Consider the following 16,972-nt stretch of genomic DNA (forward strand, 5'->3'; position numbering starts at 1 on the left):
TAGGGTTGTACCCATAGCTTATCTATCCTAAATACAAAATACAACCTTTTGTTGTATTTTTGCGTCCGTAATGCAATTTCAGTTTGGTATAGCCTTAATTATTTTATTTAAACGTAATGAAAAACCGATTTGTACTGCTGGTATTTTTAGTAGTTATTTTAGGCACAAATTTAACCATGTTTAATAGTTGCAAACGCGGCGACGATGACCCTTGGATAAGTTTTAGAACACGCAACGAACGCTTGTGCGGCGAATGGATTTTAACACGTTATATTAATAAAAGCAGCGAGTCGGTACAAAAGACTATAACGTTTAATAGTAGCTTTTGTGATACAGCCAATGTGGCCGGCACAACCCTAAGTAAAGTTTTGGCCGAAGATAATTATAACAACGGTATTATTAATAGCCTCATCAGCACTACTACTAATGGCAACTTGGCCTACGACATAAGTATTGTTTATTTTTTAACAATTAAAGAGGACGGAACTTATACTTGTAGTGGCTCGTACAGTTTTTACGACACAGGTATCAAGGCCGCCGTATTGGGTAATTTTACCACCGATATCAATACCTGGTACTGGCAAGACAGTAAATTAAGCAAATGGGGAGTTACTTTTAATAATTTTCCCGATATATCAGTCGGCAGCATTGCCATTATTGGCAAGCCTATTGTTTATCGCAACGAAATTACGTTTGATATTTTAGAGTTGCGCAAAGACGAGTTGCAACTTATTTACGATACTGCAAAAAGTGACACCATCAAACAACAGTTTGAGCCGTTTCCGATGCCCGATGTGGGCGACTGCATCAAAGGCGTTGAAATTGCCACCAGCCAAAAAGCGCATACACAATGGGGATTTGACGCTATACCCGAGCCTCAGTAAAACCTGTTAAATAATATTGTTTTTATTTGTTTTTTATTTGTTGTGCTACTACTTTCCGGATGATATTGCCCTATTTTTCTTTGCCGGAACCAGGATATGATACCTTTTAACAAACCATTTTTTACCGGAAACGAAATAGCCTATATTGAGCAAGCAGTAGCTTCGGGCAAAATATCGGGCGATGGGGTGTTTACTCAAAAATGCCATGCTTTTTTTGAACAATATTTAGGCACCCAAACTAAGGCATTTTTAACCACCTCGTGCTCAACAGCCTTAGATATGATGGCACTATTGCTAAATATAGTGCCCGGCGACGAGGTAATTATGCCATCTTATACATTTTCATCAACGGCCAACGCCTTTGTGTTGCGCGGTGCTCAAATTGTTTTTGCCGATAGCGAAGCTAATAACCCAAATATAGATGCCGGGCAAATTGAAGCCCTTATAACGCCTAAAACCCGCGCTGTTGTTGCCATGCACTATGCAGGTGTAGCATGCAATATGAATGTTTTATGCGATATATCCAAGCAATACAAATTATTTTTACTTGAAGATGCCGCCCAGGCAATAGCCTCGTACTACAAAGGGCAGCCTTTGGGAAGTATAGGGCAAATGGCAGCTTTTTCGTTTCACGAAACAAAAAACGTCATTGCAGGCGAAGGAGGGCTTTTGGCCCTAAATGACCCACAATTTTGTAATAGAGCCGAGATAATACGCGAAAAAGGTACTAACCGCACTGCTTTTTTTAGGGGCGATATTACCCGCTACGAGTGGGTTGATATTGGCTCGTCATTTTTACCCAGCGAAATAGTAGCTGCTTTTTTATATGCCCAGCTCGAAAATTTAGAAACCATACAGCAAAAGCGGTTAGCACTTTGGAACGCCTACAACCAATATTTACAACCATTACAAACTTCCGGATATTTGCAATTACCTTTTATTCCGGATTATGCTACTTGTAATGGGCATATTTTTTATGTAGTTTGCCCTAATTTAACAATCCGGAATAAGTTGCTAAACCATCTTCAATCTAAGGGTGTATATGCTGTTTTTCATTATTTAGCCCTACATCAATCGCCCTATTATCGCCAACAGCAACAACAGCCTAATAATAGCCGCGCCTTACCCAATGCCGACCGGTTTGAGGCTTGCCTGCTGCGCTTGCCGCTATATTACGAACTAAGTATTGAGGAGGTAGCCTATATTGTAGCCCAAATTGAAGCCTTTTTTGCGAGTTAAACAGTTCTTTTCTGTTTACGTTATAATAAATCGTAAAAACTTTGGCTATTTACAACCATCCCTTCGCTGGCAACTTCGTTTTTAATACCTAATGTTTCGGCAACGGTCAATACTATTTGGGCTGTATCGCCAGCCGGGGTAGGGGTTACCGAGCCATCGGGGTTAGTAATGGTTGTGCCACCTTCTATCACTACATTTTGAGGTACACCTGGGCCAACCATTAGCGCCCAACTGCGGTAAGCGTTCCAGTCGCTGTGGTCGTAAGCATACCAGTTATTTTTATCGCGGATGGGGTTAGGCGTGGCGTTTCGGCCTGTTTCGGGGGCAACAACCATAAGGGTATTGTCTTTTAATACCGGATGGTTTTGAATAAAGTTCCACATATAGCCAACGGCTAAATCTTGGCGGTGTAAATTGCGCAGGTACGAGGTAAAATCGGCATGGCAGGTGTCGGCACCATCTAAATGCACGGCAATAACGGTAGGCTCAAAGTAGTTCATTATTTCGCAGGCGACTACCAAGGTGCTTACGTCTTTATTAATTACGGGTATAATTTCGGGATCTGTGCCTGCTTTTGGGTCTTCCGGAATGTATTGCATTAGTGTTTCTTCATCTGTTCCAAACATTTTTTTCATGAATTCTTTAATTTTGTATTTCTCGTCGGGGGTATTGCCCAAACTTTCTAAAACCCCGCCAGTGGTTTTAAAACTATTGTCTAAAAAGTCTTTCATATCGTACATCATCGGAAAATCTTCTTCGGGGTGGTAGTTTTTGGCAGCGGCTAAAAACCGGCGGCCATTACTGCCGAAGGTAACGGGCGGAGCAAAAAAATTAGCCCCAAATTTAGCCCCATAATTGGCAGCAGCACTGTAGTTTAAATAGGGGATTGAATTGCCAATAGTGTTGCCAACTAACCACACTTTTGAGGCGGTGCCTTCGGCCTGTGGGTTCATAAAGCGCCGCACATATTCAAAAATTGTAGGGCTTAGGGGTTTTGAGCGCAAGCCTTGTTTGGCGTTGTAGTTTCCGCTAACTAAGGCATTAAATCCGTGGTAATGGCCGGCGGTGCCTACGTGCATTTCTTTAAAAAACACACCTTGTTTTTGCAGTGGAGTGCTTAAAATGGGTGCAATGGGGTTTTCTCCGTTAGCCCCTGAGCCGTAAGCTATTTTGTCGGTAGGGGCTTCGCCAACTAATAAATTGGGCATAATATTGCCTACCAAATCTTTTAAATCTGGGTCTTTGGTGTATGGAAACTGGGCGTGTTGTAAATACAATTGCCCGGCACTCTCTTGGTGCCGAACTCCTCCGCCAAACATCATAAGTACAGTATATTTAGCTTTTTGCGACCCCGTTTGGGCAAATAAACGCCCCGACGGCAAAATATAGGGTGCAACTACGGCTGCGGCGGCTGCTAAAGAGGTATTTCTTATAAAATGTCGCCTGTTCATTGTGTTCTATTTAAGACAATATTTTTAAAATTTACTGCTAAGTTACAGCAATAATCCGGAAAAAATCTCCGGGGTAGTATTTTTTTTTATTTGTTTGTCATATTTGTTTTTGTTTCAAGCATTTTGAGAGCGGCAAAAGCGGCTTCAACGCCTTTATTGCCGTGTTTGCCACCTGCGCGGTCAAGGGCTTGTTGCAAGTTATTAGTGGTTAGAACGCCAAAAATTACAGGCTTTGCATGGGTTAAATTTAACTGCATAATTCCCTGCGAAATGGCATTATTTATGTAAATGTCGTGGTCGGTATCGCCTTTAATAACACAGCCCAAACAAATAACAGCATGGCATGAGGGGAACTGCTGCAATAACCAAAGGGCAGTAAGGGGTAATTCGTAAGCACCTGGCGCATGGGCTATGTGTAAGTTTTGGGGTAAAACACCGGCATTTTTGAGGGTTTGGCAGCAGGCATCAAATAAGGCGTAGGTGATTTTTTCGTTATAATCGGCTACAATAATGCCAATTTGCCAATTTTTGGCTTGTTCGGCAATATTTGAGTTGGCAATATTATGTTCAGATAAATTTTTGAGTAACGAGGCCATAGCTATTTTATAATAAACGATATTAATGTTATTGTGGTTGTTTTTTCATAAAATTATCCGGAAGGCAAAGAAACTTAACGTTGCTAACCATAATGTAGATTGAAAAAGCAAAGTTAAGCAATTACACCGCGTTTTGCCTTTATTTAGGTATGGTTTTTGCAAACAGGTAAGGAAGGCTAAAGAAGTATATGAAAACAAACAAAAATTTAAGTTTGCCATTTTTTATATTACATCCGGAATTAAGGCTGAAAATTATGGTACAGCGTTCATTTGAAGCAACAATTAAACCCATGAAAAATATTTTTTTAATTCTTATCTTAATAGGTATTTTATATTTGTTCTCTGCTCCTAATTTATCGGCTCAGAGCGATACTCTTCGACCTTTACCGGTTGATACTTCGGCACTGCGGCCAAATAACGAACCCCCGGAAAAAGAAAATCAAATGATTGACAGTGAAGAAGATTTGTTTAAAAAGGGCGAAGCACCCATGACGATATACGAAGAGTCGGAAAAAGAAATTAACGCTAAATTAGTGGGTATAGCACGCAATTATATTGGCGTAAGCGGCAGCGTTGCCCTGCCTGAAGGTCGGTATGCTAGTAGTCGATTTGATGATAATGCCGGGTTTGCTGCCACCGGATTTAGTGTAAATATTGAAGGCGCGTGGCTGCTGTTGCGCAATGCTGGCTTGGGATTTAGTTTATTATATAACCAAAACGCTATTGACAAAGGGGCGTATATTGCGGGAGTTCAAGAGCGCCTGGGTGGCAAGGCGGTAGGAAGTATTACCCATAAAAGTTGGCAAAATTATGCTTTTTTGCTGGGGCCTACTGTTTCGTTGCCCGAAGATTACCTGAGTTTTGACCTGCGTGTTTTATTTGGTGTGTTAGCTACCCAAGCGCCAACTGTTACTTACAATGGTAGTATTAACGGCCAACTCCTTACCGATACGAAGGAAGGTGCAACAGGTATTGGTTTTGCCTACAATATTGGGGCTTCGCTGTCGTACCCTTTGCCGGGGCGTAAATATCGCGTTTTTATGAAAGCCGATTATTTAGGCAGCCATCCGGAAATTGCTTTTACCCACACAACTCAAAGTAAGTTTTTTAACAGTAGCAATCAAATTAAGTATAACCAAGCGGTTTCAAACTTTATAATTGGCCTTGGGTTAAGGCATGAGTTTGGTTATGCCAAAGGTTTTAGCGATAATAGAGGCTTATTTTACTGATAGGCTAATTAAGGAATAATTAAGTAATCTGTTTAAATGTGTGCATTTCTTTCGCTGTCTAATTTTACTAATATAAACAGCAAAATCGTAAAACCAAGTAACCCCGACCCTCCATAGCTAATATAGGGCAAGGGAATACCAATTACGGGCATTAGCCCTATTGTCATACCTATATTTACCAAAAAATGGAAAAATAATATAGCCGTAACACTATAGGCATATACCCTTGAAAAAGCCGATGTTTGCCGCTCGCCAATAACAATTAACCGCAGAAATAAAAATACAAACAAAGTAATTAAGCCTACACTGCCTACTAAGCCAAACTCTTCGCCAATACTACAAAAAATAAAATCGGTGTGCATTTCGGGCACAAAATTGCCTTTGTTTTGTGTGCCTTGTAAATAACCCTTTCCCCAAAGCCCTCCTGAACCAATGGCAATTTTCGATTGGTTTACATTGTAGCCAACCCCTCTGTTGTCTTCAACGATGCCCAGTACAACGGCAATACGGTTTTGTTGATGGGGTTTTAATATGTTAGTAAAAACATAATTTACTGATTGAGTATATAAACTACAAGTAAGCATAAATGCCATTAGTCCCCAAATTGCCTGCCGCCGCATAAACGACCATAAAGTTAAACTTGTGGCGGCAATACCAAAAGCAATAATGGCAACCATCTCTGGTGCCCCCGATTGTATGGCAAAAACCACCAACATGGTTACTAAGCAAAGGGCAATATTGCGCCAATTAGCTTGTTTTGTTATTAATAAAAATAAAATACCAACAAAAAGAATTAATAAAATACCAAAATAAAACGGCAGTTTTAAGCTAAAAACAAATAAGGTGATAGCTAATAAACCCAGTAATAATACTTGCAACGCCATCCCTTCGCGGTATAAGGCCAGCGACAACGAAGCAAATACCAAAGCCGATCCGGCATCGCCTTGCAAAAGGGTTAAAACAGCTGGAACCATAATAATAAAACCCGCCGATAATTGTTGTTCAATATCTAATCGCTTGGTTCGTTGTATGCCAATATAGGCCGCCAATGCTAAGCAAGTGGCTACTTTTGCAAACTCTGAAGGCTGAAAACCCAAAGAACCGCCAAGCTTAATCCACGATTTCGACCCCGAAATAACCGAGCCTAAACCCAAAGTTATTAGTAATAAAAGAATAGCAAAAGCATAAAAAACCTGTGCAAACTTGGTATAGATACGGCTATCTATTAATTGAATAAAAAAAGCAACCATATAAGCAACAAGCAGCCATATAAATTGCCTGCCTGCAGCCCTCGAAAAATTGAGCACATTGCCAGTCGCCGAACCGTTATAGTCGGTTGTATAAACTGCCAGCCAGCCAATAACTGTTAATAAAATAAAAAGTCCAATAGTAATCCAATCGTAATTTATTTTCCGCATGTGTTACCTTTAAAAAAGGTTGTAATTTTGTCCTTCAAAACAAGCCCGCAAATAAATTATTTGCCGTTTAAAACGCAAAATTAACGAAAACCACGTCAAAATTTTGTTTTTTTGTTTTGAAGCATAATGATTATTAATCTAATATCCGAAAAAGATGCTCAAGCCTTGTAATTATTTTATGCCTATAATTTTTTGCTGCTCAATTGTTTTCTCCGGCTTTTTTTTATCCGGATGCCATGTAAAACACCATCCCAATCAAGGTAAAAAAAGCTCAAAATTAGCTCAAAAATCATCCGGAAATAATAAAGCTAAAGTCAAAACAAAAACTGCGCCTACCGATACAGTAAGCAATGCAAAACTATTGCCAACGTATAATATTTCTGAACCAAATATTATTTTAACAACACAAATACTTTTGTATTTATCGGGCTACGAGCCGGGCAATGCCGATGGCATTCTAAAAGAACAAACTAAAGATGCCTTGGCAACCTATAAAAAGGTAACACGTTTAACACAAACCACCGATACTTTACAACCTGCTTTGCGAAAATTGGGTTTACCAAACTGGGACACATTAGAGATATCGGACCTCCAGCAGGTTTTGTTAGATAAAAATTTTGACCCTGGCCCCTTAGACAATATTGTTGGTGGTAGTACCCGCACCGCTTACCACCAGTTTTGCCGCCGGTTTGGATTTAATTACGCGCTTGGATTTAGTCCACAAATTAAACAAGCCCTGTTTAGCCGCGACTCGCTTTATACCAACTTCAATGCAGATGCCTTGTACAACAACGCGCCCCCAAATGCAAGCATAACACTAACCGACAGTTTGTTGTTGAGCAATGTCAGTTTAAAATCGGTAAAAATGGCCTTGCTGGTACACGGCTACGACCCCGGCCCTATTGACGACAGCGAAGGAAGCAAACCTTATAAAAATGCACTTTTTAAGTTTCAGGTAGCTAACAATTTACCACTTGGTTCGATAGATGAAGACACCTTGCGAGCCTTGGGTTTTAGGTAAATTGAAAGAACTACTTGATAAATCTAAGCCATTCAATTTAGAATTGGTTGAAATTAAAAACAGCAATCCGGAGAATTTTGCTTAATTTTGCCTCAAAGAATAACATCTCTCGTATGAAAAAAATAACTTTAATCTGCCTTCTTATAGCGGCAATTTTTACCGCTTGTAAATCAAAATATTACTTGCCAACAGACCGCAACGTAGAAAAAGCAAAAGAACACGAATATCGCACCACCGTAGAGGAGCTAAAACAAGGCCGCGAATTATATGTTGCTAACTGTGGGCGCTGCCACAACTTGTATAAACCCAGCCAGTACGACCAGTCAAATTGGAGCCGAATATTAGATAAAATGCAGCCAAAAGCAAAAATTAACGATGCACAACGGCAACTTATTGAAACCTATTTAGTTAGTTATTAATTGCCCCTTGTTTTAGGCCAATATTGTTATATTTAGCTGTAGCCGCCTTTTGTACAACTTTATATAGGTAGGCTAAGTTTGTTGTATTTTGCCCCTGTATTGGCACAAGTAAATTGCTTTAGTTTAATGATTAAACGTATTTTGTTTTTTTTAATTATTACGAGTACTGCTTTTTGTTTGATTTCAAAACAACTTGCAGCACAGGTAACTGTTAATGCCGACCCACGAATTGCTGCTTTAATTGAAGCTTACAAACAGCAAAAAAAACGCAATGCATCAAATGTTCAGGGGTTTAGAATTCAATTACTGCAAGAAACCAAACGCGAAGCGATTAAAACTGAAAAAGCGCGGTTTACAAAATTTTATCCGGATATGCCTATTTACGAAAGTTACGAAGCACCTTATTTTAGGCTGCGGGTAGGCGATTATTCAAACCATTTGCAAGCCCAAGCCCAATTTGACGCTATAAAAAAACAATTTAAATCGGCATTTATTGTGCCCGACAAGGTTAATGCCCCCGATGATGGATTTTAACAGCTATTTTTTTATTTACCTGCTAATGAACCATTTATGAACGATGTTTTATTGAACGAAATAAAAACCCTATCGGTACAAATTCATCCGGATTTGGTAGCAATCAGACGGCATTTACATCAACACCCCGAATTGTCTTTTGACGAGCATCAAACATCGGCATATATACAAAAAAAACTAACCGAATGGGGTATACCCTTTACCGCCGGATGGGTTAAAACAGGTATTGTTGCACATATTGAAGGCAAAAACCCACAAAGCAAAGTAGTAGCCTTACGCGCCGATATGGACGCGCTGCCAATTACCGAAACCAAACACGATAACCGCCCCTACCGCTCGTTAAACGAAGGAGTAATGCACGCCTGCGGGCATGATGCACATACAACTTGTTTGCTGGGTGCGGCATATATTTTACAGACTACCCGCAAAGAATGGAACGGAACAGTCAAATTGATTTTTCAGCCAGCCGAAGAAAAAAGTCCAGGCGGCGCTTTGTTAATGTTGCAGCAAGGAGCGTTGGCTCAGCCGCCGGCTTTAACTATTATTGGGCAGCACGTTTTGCCGCAACTCGAAACAGGTAAAGTTGGTTTTAGGCCGGGTTTAATGATGGCCTCGTGCGATGAAATTATTTTAACCATACACGGCAAAGGCGGGCATGGCGCTACACCTCAATTTTGCGTTGACCCTATTTTAATTGCCGCTCAGGTTTTAGTAGGGCTGCAACAAATAGTAAGCCGGTTTATTGACCCCACCTTGCCCCGCGTTTTAACGTTTGGCAAAATAAACTCGGTAGGCGGCGCGCATAATGTAATACCCGAATCGGTGGTAATTTTGGGCACCTTGCGCATGATGAACGAGGAAAGCCGCTTTGAAACACATAAGCAAATTCGCAAAATTGCATCTGGAATTGCCGAAAGCTTTGGCGGCCATTGCGAGGTTGAAATTGACGTTGGCTACCCGTTTTTAATAAACGACGAAGACCTAACCGCCCGCACACGAGCGGCAGCCGAAGCCTATTTAGGCCCCGAAAATATAGTAGATTTACCTATGCGAATGACCGCCGAAGACTTTGCCTATTACTCGCAAATAATGCCCGGATGTTTTTACCGCATCGGTACAGGCAATACCCAACGCGGTATAACAGCTTCTATTCATACCCCACAGTTTGATATTGACGAAAAAGCCTTAGAAATTGGTGCCGGATTAATGGCTTGGCTGGCTTTAAATGAGTTAAAATGATTCGATATCCGGAACAAAAAACCATATCTATATTAAATAAAGCAAACAAAATAATCCAACAAATTGATTTAAATACGAGCTTTTATCAATAAAATAGCATCCGGAATAAAAAAATAGACCTATTTTTAAGCAAAGCATAAAACTTAGGCATACATTGCCTATTTTTGAGCATCTTTTTTGTTAATCAACCTTAATTAATTATAAGTTGCAATAATATGCAGTTTCCTGAAAATTTACGCTATACCCACGAACACGAATGGGTACGAATTGATGGCGATAACGCCTACGTAGGTATTACCGATTTTGCCCAAAGCGAACTTGGCGATATTGTTTATGTGGACATAAACTCGGAAGGTCAGTGCTTGGCCGCTGCCGAACTTTTTGGCACCGTTGAGGCTGTTAAAACTGTTTCGGATTTGTTTATGCCCATCGAAGGTGAGGTAGTTGCCGTAAATCCTGCCCTTAATAACCAACCCGATTTGGTAAACAACGACCCTTACGGAGAAGGCTGGATGATAAAAATTAAGCCCGCCAATTTGAGTGATATTGACAGTCTTCTGACTGTTGATGCCTATAAAAACTTACTGGGTTTTTAGACAAACACATAGTTAATAGTTAATAGTTAAAAATGCAATAAACAGGCATTATTAAGTGTTTATTGGTTTTGATATGATGAAGAACCTATAAGGCAAATTGCGGCATCTAAACATTTACTTTTAATTTAAAAGTGAGATATTGTTCAATGCTGCGATTGCAATTTTTTCCGGATGGCTAACAGGCATTTTAATTTTATCTCCCAACATACAATAATCAACTTAAAATGGCATCACCACAATTTAGCAAGGGCGATATAAGTTTGGTTGCTGTACTAAGTTTGGGTACTGTTGCTGGTTTGCTGTATGGTTATTGGTTTCTGGTAGTTTTTTTTGGTGGTATATTATTGGTGTGGTTTGCCTTTTGGTGGCTATTCAAACGTTATAATCCATTGCAAATTATAGCGTTGAACCAGCAGAAACCTAAGACAAATGAGCCGCACTACCTGCGCAAATACCCCGAAGCAGATGTGTTTAAAATGCGAGCTGTGTTTTTTAATGCTGCTTTGGTTATTACTTTAGCTACCATTTTAGCTGCCTTGAATTGGCAAAAAAAAACCACTTCGACTGCCGTTTTTCAAGAAAAACCTCGCCCAATACCTATTGCGCTGGCCGTAGAAAATATTAATATTAAAGCACTGCCCCCGCCAAATACTACAACAAACACCCTTGAAGCGCCAAAGCCAAAACCAAGCAAAGTAAATATAGCAAAATTAGAAATTGCCGAACAAAAAGAACTTAAAAAGGAAAAGCCTGCAATTCAACCAATAAAAGACAAACAAGACCCTAATCCGGATATTCCGGATATTTTGCCCGATGAGCCTATTGCCGAAAATCCTAATTCCTCCGGAAAAGATACCCAAACCTCCACTTCGTCAAACACCCCCAACCCCGACCCAGCCTCAAAATATCCGCCCGCCGTTGCCATAGACCAATTGCCTTGTTTTGTTGGCTGCGAAAACCTAACCGATGCCAACGAACGCCAAAACTGTAGCGCCGCTAAATTAGAAGCCTTTATTAAAGAGGGGCTAATTTACCCAAGCCTTGCTAAAAAAAACAAAGTAACGGGTACCGTAATGACTACTTTTTTAGTAATGCCCGATGGCAAGGTAGATAGTGTAAGCATTGAAACACCAATAAAAAATATGCAAGGCGCTGGCTGCAACGAAGAAGCGCTGCGGGTAATTAAAAGTTTACCTAAGTGGGTTCCGGGCAAAAAAGGTAATAAAAATTGGCCTGTAATGTATAGGGTTCCGGTTGTATTTAAATAGCGACTAAACTTAAATTGTTTAAATTATATAATGGCTTTTTATCCTGCTTCCGAACTAGTTCTTAACCCCAATGGCAGCGTTTACCATTTAAACTTGTTGCCTCACGAGGTTGCACCTATTGTTATTACCGTTGGCGACCCCGACCGGGTAGAAATGGTGAGCCAACATTTTGATACTATTTTGTACAAAAAACAACATCGCGAGTTTATTACGCATACCGGCAGTTTTAATGGTAAATTAATAACCGTAATTTCGACGGGTATTGGCTGCGACAATATTGATATTGTGCTTAACGAGTTAGATGCGTTGGTAAATATTGATTTTGAAACCCGGATGGTGAAACCCCAGTTAACCTCACTTAAAATTATTAGAATTGGCACTTCGGGGGCATTGATTCCGGATATACCGGTTGAATCCTTTGTAGTTTCGCAGGGAGCAATTGGTTATGACGGGTTGATGCATTTTTACCCCTATCAACCTACCCCGCAAGCGCAAGAAATTTATAATGCACTGCCTAATTTGGGCAATAATATAACGCCTTATGTGGCCATGGCAAGCCCTGAATTGGTTAATTTGTTTGATTTTCAACACCCCCAGTGGTTTAGCGGAGTTACCATTACTTGCTCGGGGTTTTATGCCCCACAAGGCCGGGCTTTGCGCGCCGGCGCGTTGCTTCCCCACTTTTTAGACGACTTGCGAAGCATAAAACTGCCAACATCTTACCAGCTTGCTAATTTTGAAATGGAAACAGCAGCTATTTATGGCCTGGCACAACTGTTGGGGCATAGTGCTGCTTCAGTAAACGTTATTTTGGCCAACCGCTCGTCTCGGCAATTTAGTGCAAACCCAAAAAAAGCTGTGAAAGCGCTTATAGAGCAAGCACTGCCTATTATTGCAAATAATTTATAAACCTCCAATTTATTTAGAGCAAGTATTATTACAATTTACGGTACCGATCGTCTTTTTCCTCCGGATAAACTTATTCGAGCCATATTGCCTGTGTTTTGATTGGTAAGATTTGAGGGGAATATCGCTCATTTATCTGAAACCGGATTTGGCCTGCACACATAGCCCACAATTATAAGTTTGGTACTATAATTAATTTTGCATCTATGTAGTTTAAAATAAAAATAGCGGAGTAATGGACATTTTTAATGCTATTTTTTAGACGCTTGGTTCAAGTGGACATTTTTAATGCTGTTTTTTTATTCACTTTTTTACATTATTCTTGAATATTTTATTTCTTTGCATGTCTGTAAAAACGGAAACAAGCTCTGCTGGGGAGCAACTTGTCAGGGATAAAACAGATGCTTGACGAAAATGTCTTATCAAAGGCTTACTGTATATTGTAAGCCTTTGATATTTTCAGAAAGCCCTTATACCTTTAAAAACCCATCTATAAATTTCATTTTCCGTTTCATTGATAGGCCATTATGGTTTCTTAATTTGTTTTTTAAATCTGCGAAATGTCCATCAATAGCATTGGTTGTGTTAGGTATTTGAAGTTCCCTGTTATCGTGCCAAGTAAACAACCAAGGTAAATTATTCTTCAAACTACGATAAGCACTTCTAAGCCTTTTATGCGTATAAAACGATTTGTTTGTAGTCGGATTTACAGTTCTCTCGTTTAGAAACACTTTCCATTTTTCAAGCCATAGCCCTAATGTTCCGACAAAGCTTTCTTTGTCTGTTTGCTTCATCAAATCTACAACATCCATCAGCTCTTGTGCAGCTTTTAGCTTTGGCTTACGGGTCAAATATCTTCGAATTATTGCTGCTTGATGAAACTGGCACATTTGAACAGGAATACCCCTTAAACGACGCAATTAAGCCTTTTCTTCCGTCACAAACAATAGCCGAAATAGTAAAACCTCGCCTTTTTAACTCCTTAATTCCTTCTATATACAGCGCATTTGTCTCTGTCTTCACATAATATTTCAAAAGGTTTTCTTTGGTGTAGGCATCTTTAAAAAGCATTACGCCAAAACCCCGCTCCCAATAGGTGGTGTCCATTAATACAACGACTACTCTACCTGTTTTTTCCGTAGCCACTATTTTAATCTTGTCTAACCGCCTTTGAATCGTTTTAACAGAACAATTATACTTGTGAGCTAACTGCAAATAGGTCTGTTTACCACTTTTTGTATTCTTCCCATATTTGCTCGTTATTGATGCGTTGCCCACCTAAAAATTGTTTATTACAGCAGGCACATTTATATCGCTGTTTACCTTTTACTAACCCATTTTTCTTGGTAACAGAACTACCGCAGTAAAAGCACTTTTTTTATTCATAACCTTTGATTGTCCTCAAAGCTAATAATATTAAGCTTTCTAGACGATTTTAGCATCATTTTTCAGGTTAAACGCATTAAAAATAAAAGAAAGCCAGATAGGAATTATTTTTGCGGCATGGAAACAATTAAATTTTTCGCCGAAGTAAAGGATTTTCGTATAAACCGCAAGAAGTTGTATAGCCTGCCTGAGATATTGCTTATTAGTTTATGTGCAGTGGTAAGTGGTGCGGAGGATTTTGAGGAAATAGCCGAGTATGGTCGTCAAAAATTGTCTTTTTAAAGACATTTATGGAATTACCCAACGGCATTCCCTCTCACGACACTTTCAACCGAGTATTTCAGCACTTAGACAAAGATGCGTTTTCGTCAAGTTTATATCGTTGGTCGAAGGAACTTTTAGGTTTTTTAGCCGACAAACAGGTCTGTATTGATGGCAAGGTTTTATGCGGAACCGACCGTTCAGGGTCAAAAAAAGCGGTATATGCATTGTAACTGCTTGGGCGTGTGAGCAGCGTTTGGTGTTGGGGCAGCAAAGGTGGCAGCAAAGAGCAACGAAAAGACGGCAATCCCCGAACTTTTGGATGCTCTCGAACTGGCAGGGCAGCATAGTTAGTATAGATGCCATTGCTTGTCAGCCCCATATAGCCGAGCAAATCCGTAATAAAAAGGCAGATTATGTGGCACTGAAAAAGAGCAAGGTGTTTTGTTTGAAGAAACCGTCAGCCGATTTTCATCATTAGCTGCTCAACTGCCAAGTTTCGAAAAAGTGGAGTACAACGGCGGACGCATCGAAAAACGCACCTGTACGGTGCTAAATCAATTGTTTTTTGTCGATTCGGCTGCAAAATTCAAGGATTGCCAATCAATTATTCGTATTATTGCCGAGCGAACTTTGAAAAACCAACCCGAAAAAAACTACTCAGGAAGTTCGCTATTACCTCACCCAGTCTCGATATAAGTCCACAAAACGCTTTGACAATTTGCCGAAACCACTGGGTATTGAAAACAACCTACACTGGATGCTCGATGTTGTCTTTAATGAAGACCATAATCGTAGCAGAACCAAATATGCTGCTGAAAACTTTGCTACTCTCAGAAAAATAGCCCTACAAATCTTAACCCAAAATGACGACAAAACAGTATTAAAAAACGAAGACACATCGCCGCTTGGAACGATATGTATCTCCTCAAATTAATCCAACCACTATTTTAATGCGTTTAACCTGATCATTTTTGTCCATTAAGCCAAAATAGCCCATAAATAAATATTCTATGGACTATTTTTCTGTTTTAATTCGCCAAATTATTAGCTAATTACGGGAAAATACCTAATTCCATGTACGAGGTTGCTACCTTTTCTAAAGCTACAATAAAGGCGGCGGTTCGCAAACCTTCGGCTTCAATGGCGGCATTGCTTTTAAAGGTTTCGCGAATTTGGAGGTATGAGTTTACCATTGTTTCTTCTAAGCCCGAATAAACCAAATCAGCTTCGCTGGCACCTTTGGTTATCATTTCGCGTTCAAAGGGAGATACGCTGCGGCCTGTAAGATTTTCTATAGTTTTTAGCATATTAGAATGGCTATGTTCTTGGAAACGTTTGTCCATACGACCAAACCTAACGTGTGAAAGGTTTTTAAGCCATTCGAAATACGAAACGGTAACACCTCCGGCGTTTAAAAATATATCGGGTACTACCCAAATACCTTTTTTTACCAAAACGGGTTCGGCTTCGGGGGTAACGGGCCCGTTGGCTGCTTCGCCGATAATTTTGGCTTTAATTCTGTCGGCATTTCCGGCATGGATAACACGTTCTATCGCTGCCGGAATTAAAATATCACATTCTAATTCTAAACAGGCAGCGCTATCGCCTATATTTTTTGCGCCCTCAAAATCTGTAATTTTGCCGGTAGCTTTGCGGTGTGCCAAAACTGCTTTAACATCTAAGCCTTTAGGGTTGTATATAGAGCCTTCGTACTCTCCAAGGCCAACTATAATAGCACCATGCTTTTCAAAAATTTCGGCAGCGTTAGAGCCTACATTGCCCAAGCCTTGTACAACTACTCGTTTGCCTTCAATGCCGGGAGTTAAGCCTAACTGTTTCATATCTTCGGCATTGCTACAAAGGGCATTAAGGCCATAAAATACACCTAAGCCGGTAGCTTCAACACGGCCACGCACGCCTCCTTGCGAGATAGGTTTACCTGTTACACAGCCGTAACCGTCAATATTATTGGGGTTAAAGGTTAAGTAAGTGTCTAAAATCCATGCCATTTCGCGGGCACCTGTGCCCATGTCGGGGGCGGGCACGTCAATGCCGGGGCCTATAAAGTTCTTTTTAATAAGTTCGGTGGTGTAGCGGCGGGTAATACGTTGCAGGGTTTCTTCGCTGTATTTGCGTGGGTTTATTTTTATACCTCCTTTCGCACCTCCAAAAGGCACATCAACGATGGCACATTTGTAGGTCATTAGTGCAGCTAAGGCCATTACTTCATCTTGGTTTACTTCTTCACTATACCGAATACCACCTTTACAGGGCTGTTTGTGGTGGCTATGCTGAACGCGGTAGGCTTCAATTACCTGATAACCGTCATCAACACGTACTGGAAAACGAACTTGCAAAATGCTGTTACAAGCTTTAATTTGGTCGAGTAAACCTTTGTGGTACGAGGTGTGGGCAGCAGCTTTATCAAAATAGTGTTCAACACCTTGATAAAAACTCATTTCGCCGGGTTTAATAACAGACATATTAATTATGAATTATGAATTGTTAGTTATGAATTATTG

The 16,972-nt window shown here is 40.1% G+C and carries 18 protein-coding genes and 1 pseudogene; 14 read left to right on the plus strand and 5 right to left on the minus strand.

Annotated elements, in window-relative coordinates; all coding sequences use genetic code 11:
• Positions 1-116: 116 nt before the first annotated feature.
• Both IPI59_08510 and rffA read left to right on the plus strand, forming a co-directional pair.
• Positions 117-884 carry a hypothetical protein gene (locus tag IPI59_08510; protein MBK7527575.1) on the plus strand — a complete coding sequence of 256 codons (768 nt, stop codon included), beginning with the start codon at positions 117-119 and terminating at the stop codon, positions 882-884.
• Positions 885-980: 96 nt separating this feature from the next.
• The gene (gene rffA / locus IPI59_08515) at positions 981-2,123 is read left to right on the plus strand and encodes a dTDP-4-amino-4,6-dideoxygalactose transaminase (GenBank protein MBK7527576.1); all 1,143 of its coding nucleotides are present in this window, start codon (positions 981-983) and stop codon (positions 2,121-2,123) included.
• Between the two features lie 20 nt (positions 2,124-2,143).
• Here the strand turns inward: rffA and IPI59_08520 are convergent, their stop codons facing one another.
• The gene (locus tag IPI59_08520; GenBank protein ID MBK7527577.1) at positions 2,144-3,574 is read right to left on the minus strand and encodes a hypothetical protein; all 1,431 of its coding nucleotides are present in this window, start codon (positions 3,572-3,574) and stop codon (positions 2,144-2,146) included.
• Between the two features lie 86 nt (positions 3,575-3,660).
• Positions 3,661-4,170 carry a 6,7-dimethyl-8-ribityllumazine synthase gene (locus IPI59_08525; protein MBK7527578.1) on the minus strand — a complete coding sequence of 170 codons (510 nt, stop codon included), beginning with the start codon at positions 4,168-4,170 and terminating at the stop codon, positions 3,661-3,663.
• 188 nt (positions 4,171-4,358) lie between these two features.
• On the opposite strand from IPI59_08525, the gene IPI59_08530 reads away from it, so the two are divergent.
• Complete coding sequence (locus tag IPI59_08530; GenBank protein MBK7527579.1) at positions 4,359-5,399, plus strand: hypothetical protein; 1,041 nt, start codon at positions 4,359-4,361, stop codon at positions 5,397-5,399.
• Positions 5,400-5,431: 32 nt separating this feature from the next.
• Here IPI59_08530 and IPI59_08535 read toward each other — a convergent pair whose 3' ends face one another.
• Positions 5,432-6,817: a rod shape-determining protein RodA gene (locus IPI59_08535; GenBank protein MBK7527580.1), complete on the minus strand. Its 1,386-nt coding sequence runs from the start codon at positions 6,815-6,817 to the stop codon at positions 5,432-5,434.
• A 178-nt stretch (positions 6,818-6,995) separates the two neighbouring features.
• Here IPI59_08535 and IPI59_08540 point away from each other — a divergent pair, with 178 nt between their 5' ends.
• The 7 genes from IPI59_08540 (at position 6,996) to IPI59_08570 (ending at position 12,803) form a co-directional block, all read left to right on the plus strand.
• Entirely contained in the window at positions 6,996-7,838 is an 843-nt protein-coding gene (locus IPI59_08540) for a hypothetical protein (protein ID MBK7527581.1), read from the plus strand.
• Between the two features lie 113 nt (positions 7,839-7,951).
• On the plus strand, positions 7,952-8,257 hold the full coding sequence (locus IPI59_08545) for a hypothetical protein (GenBank protein ID MBK7527582.1): 306 nt from the start codon (positions 7,952-7,954) through the stop codon (positions 8,255-8,257).
• A 177-nt stretch (positions 8,258-8,434) separates the two neighbouring features.
• On the plus strand, positions 8,435-8,791 hold the full coding sequence (locus IPI59_08550; protein MBK7527583.1) for an SPOR domain-containing protein: 357 nt from the start codon (positions 8,435-8,437) through the stop codon (positions 8,789-8,791).
• A gap of 36 nt (positions 8,792-8,827) precedes the next feature.
• Positions 8,828-10,030 (plus strand): amidohydrolase, encoded by a 1,203-nt coding sequence (locus IPI59_08555; GenBank protein MBK7527584.1) that lies wholly within the window; start codon positions 8,828-8,830, stop codon positions 10,028-10,030.
• Positions 10,031-10,245: 215 nt separating this feature from the next.
• Positions 10,246-10,626, plus strand: coding sequence for a glycine cleavage system protein GcvH (gene gcvH / locus IPI59_08560; GenBank protein ID MBK7527585.1), 381 nt, complete (start codon positions 10,246-10,248; stop codon positions 10,624-10,626).
• Positions 10,627-10,850: 224 nt separating this feature from the next.
• Positions 10,851-11,894 (plus strand): TonB family protein, encoded by a 1,044-nt coding sequence (locus IPI59_08565; protein MBK7527586.1) that lies wholly within the window; start codon positions 10,851-10,853, stop codon positions 11,892-11,894.
• A 30-nt stretch (positions 11,895-11,924) separates the two neighbouring features.
• Positions 11,925-12,803 (plus strand): nucleoside phosphorylase, encoded by an 879-nt coding sequence (locus tag IPI59_08570; protein ID MBK7527587.1) that lies wholly within the window; start codon positions 11,925-11,927, stop codon positions 12,801-12,803.
• 467 nt (positions 12,804-13,270) lie between these two features.
• Here IPI59_08570 and IPI59_08575 read toward each other — a convergent pair.
• Positions 13,271-14,015, minus strand: a pseudogene (locus IPI59_08575) (hypothetical protein).
• 288 nt (positions 14,016-14,303) lie between these two features.
• Here IPI59_08575 and IPI59_08580 point away from each other — a divergent pair.
• The 4 genes from IPI59_08580 (at position 14,304) to IPI59_08595 (ending at position 15,384) form a co-directional block, all read left to right on the plus strand.
• Complete coding sequence (locus IPI59_08580; GenBank protein ID MBK7527588.1) at positions 14,304-14,468, plus strand: transposase family protein; 165 nt, start codon at positions 14,304-14,306, stop codon at positions 14,466-14,468.
• Between the two features lie 8 nt (positions 14,469-14,476).
• A complete protein-coding gene (locus IPI59_08585) occupies positions 14,477-14,680 on the plus strand; it encodes a transposase family protein (protein MBK7527589.1) in 204 nt (67 codons plus the stop codon).
• A gap of 211 nt (positions 14,681-14,891) precedes the next feature.
• Positions 14,892-15,146, plus strand: coding sequence for a hypothetical protein (locus IPI59_08590; protein MBK7527590.1), 255 nt, complete (start codon positions 14,892-14,894; stop codon positions 15,144-15,146).
• Positions 15,147-15,168: 22 nt separating this feature from the next.
• A complete protein-coding gene (locus tag IPI59_08595; protein MBK7527591.1) occupies positions 15,169-15,384 on the plus strand; it encodes a transposase in 216 nt (71 codons plus the stop codon).
• Between the two features lie 118 nt (positions 15,385-15,502).
• Here the strand turns inward: IPI59_08595 and IPI59_08600 are convergent, their stop codons facing one another.
• Positions 15,503-16,933 (minus strand): Glu/Leu/Phe/Val dehydrogenase, encoded by a 1,431-nt coding sequence (locus IPI59_08600; GenBank protein MBK7527592.1) that lies wholly within the window; start codon positions 16,931-16,933, stop codon positions 15,503-15,505.
• Positions 16,934-16,972 lie beyond the last annotated feature (39 nt).

The organism is Sphingobacteriales bacterium (genome assembly GCA_016706405.1).
In the GTDB taxonomy this organism is placed as follows: domain Bacteria; phylum Bacteroidota; class Bacteroidia; order Chitinophagales; family UBA2359; genus BJ6.

Excerpts from the sequence above, each read along its gene's own strand:
- IPI59_08510 (MBK7527575.1), top strand. The coding sequence starts at position 117 with ATGAAAAACCGATTTGTACTGCTGGTATTTTTAGTAGTTATTTTAGGC.
- rffA (MBK7527576.1), top strand. The coding sequence starts at position 981 with ATGATACCTTTTAACAAACCATTTTTTACCGGAAACGAAATAGCCTAT.
- IPI59_08520 (MBK7527577.1), bottom strand. The coding sequence starts at position 3,574 with ATGAACAGGCGACATTTTATAAGAAATACCTCTTTAGCAGCCGCCGCA.
- IPI59_08525 (MBK7527578.1), bottom strand. The coding sequence starts at position 4,170 with ATGGCCTCGTTACTCAAAAATTTATCTGAACATAATATTGCCAACTCA.
- IPI59_08530 (MBK7527579.1), top strand. The coding sequence starts at position 4,359 with ATGAAAACAAACAAAAATTTAAGTTTGCCATTTTTTATATTACATCCG.
- IPI59_08535 (MBK7527580.1), bottom strand. The coding sequence starts at position 6,817 with ATGCGGAAAATAAATTACGATTGGATTACTATTGGACTTTTTATTTTA.
- IPI59_08540 (MBK7527581.1), top strand. The coding sequence starts at position 6,996 with ATGCCTATAATTTTTTGCTGCTCAATTGTTTTCTCCGGCTTTTTTTTA.
- IPI59_08545 (MBK7527582.1), top strand. The coding sequence starts at position 7,952 with ATGAAAAAAATAACTTTAATCTGCCTTCTTATAGCGGCAATTTTTACC.
- IPI59_08555 (MBK7527584.1), top strand. The coding sequence starts at position 8,828 with ATGAACGATGTTTTATTGAACGAAATAAAAACCCTATCGGTACAAATT.
- gcvH (MBK7527585.1), top strand. The coding sequence starts at position 10,246 with ATGCAGTTTCCTGAAAATTTACGCTATACCCACGAACACGAATGGGTA.
- IPI59_08565 (MBK7527586.1), top strand. The coding sequence starts at position 10,851 with ATGGCATCACCACAATTTAGCAAGGGCGATATAAGTTTGGTTGCTGTA.
- IPI59_08570 (MBK7527587.1), top strand. The coding sequence starts at position 11,925 with ATGGCTTTTTATCCTGCTTCCGAACTAGTTCTTAACCCCAATGGCAGC.
- IPI59_08580 (MBK7527588.1), top strand. The coding sequence starts at position 14,304 with ATGGAAACAATTAAATTTTTCGCCGAAGTAAAGGATTTTCGTATAAAC.
- IPI59_08585 (MBK7527589.1), top strand. The coding sequence starts at position 14,477 with ATGGAATTACCCAACGGCATTCCCTCTCACGACACTTTCAACCGAGTA.
- IPI59_08600 (MBK7527592.1), bottom strand. The coding sequence starts at position 16,933 with ATGTCTGTTATTAAACCCGGCGAAATGAGTTTTTATCAAGGTGTTGAA.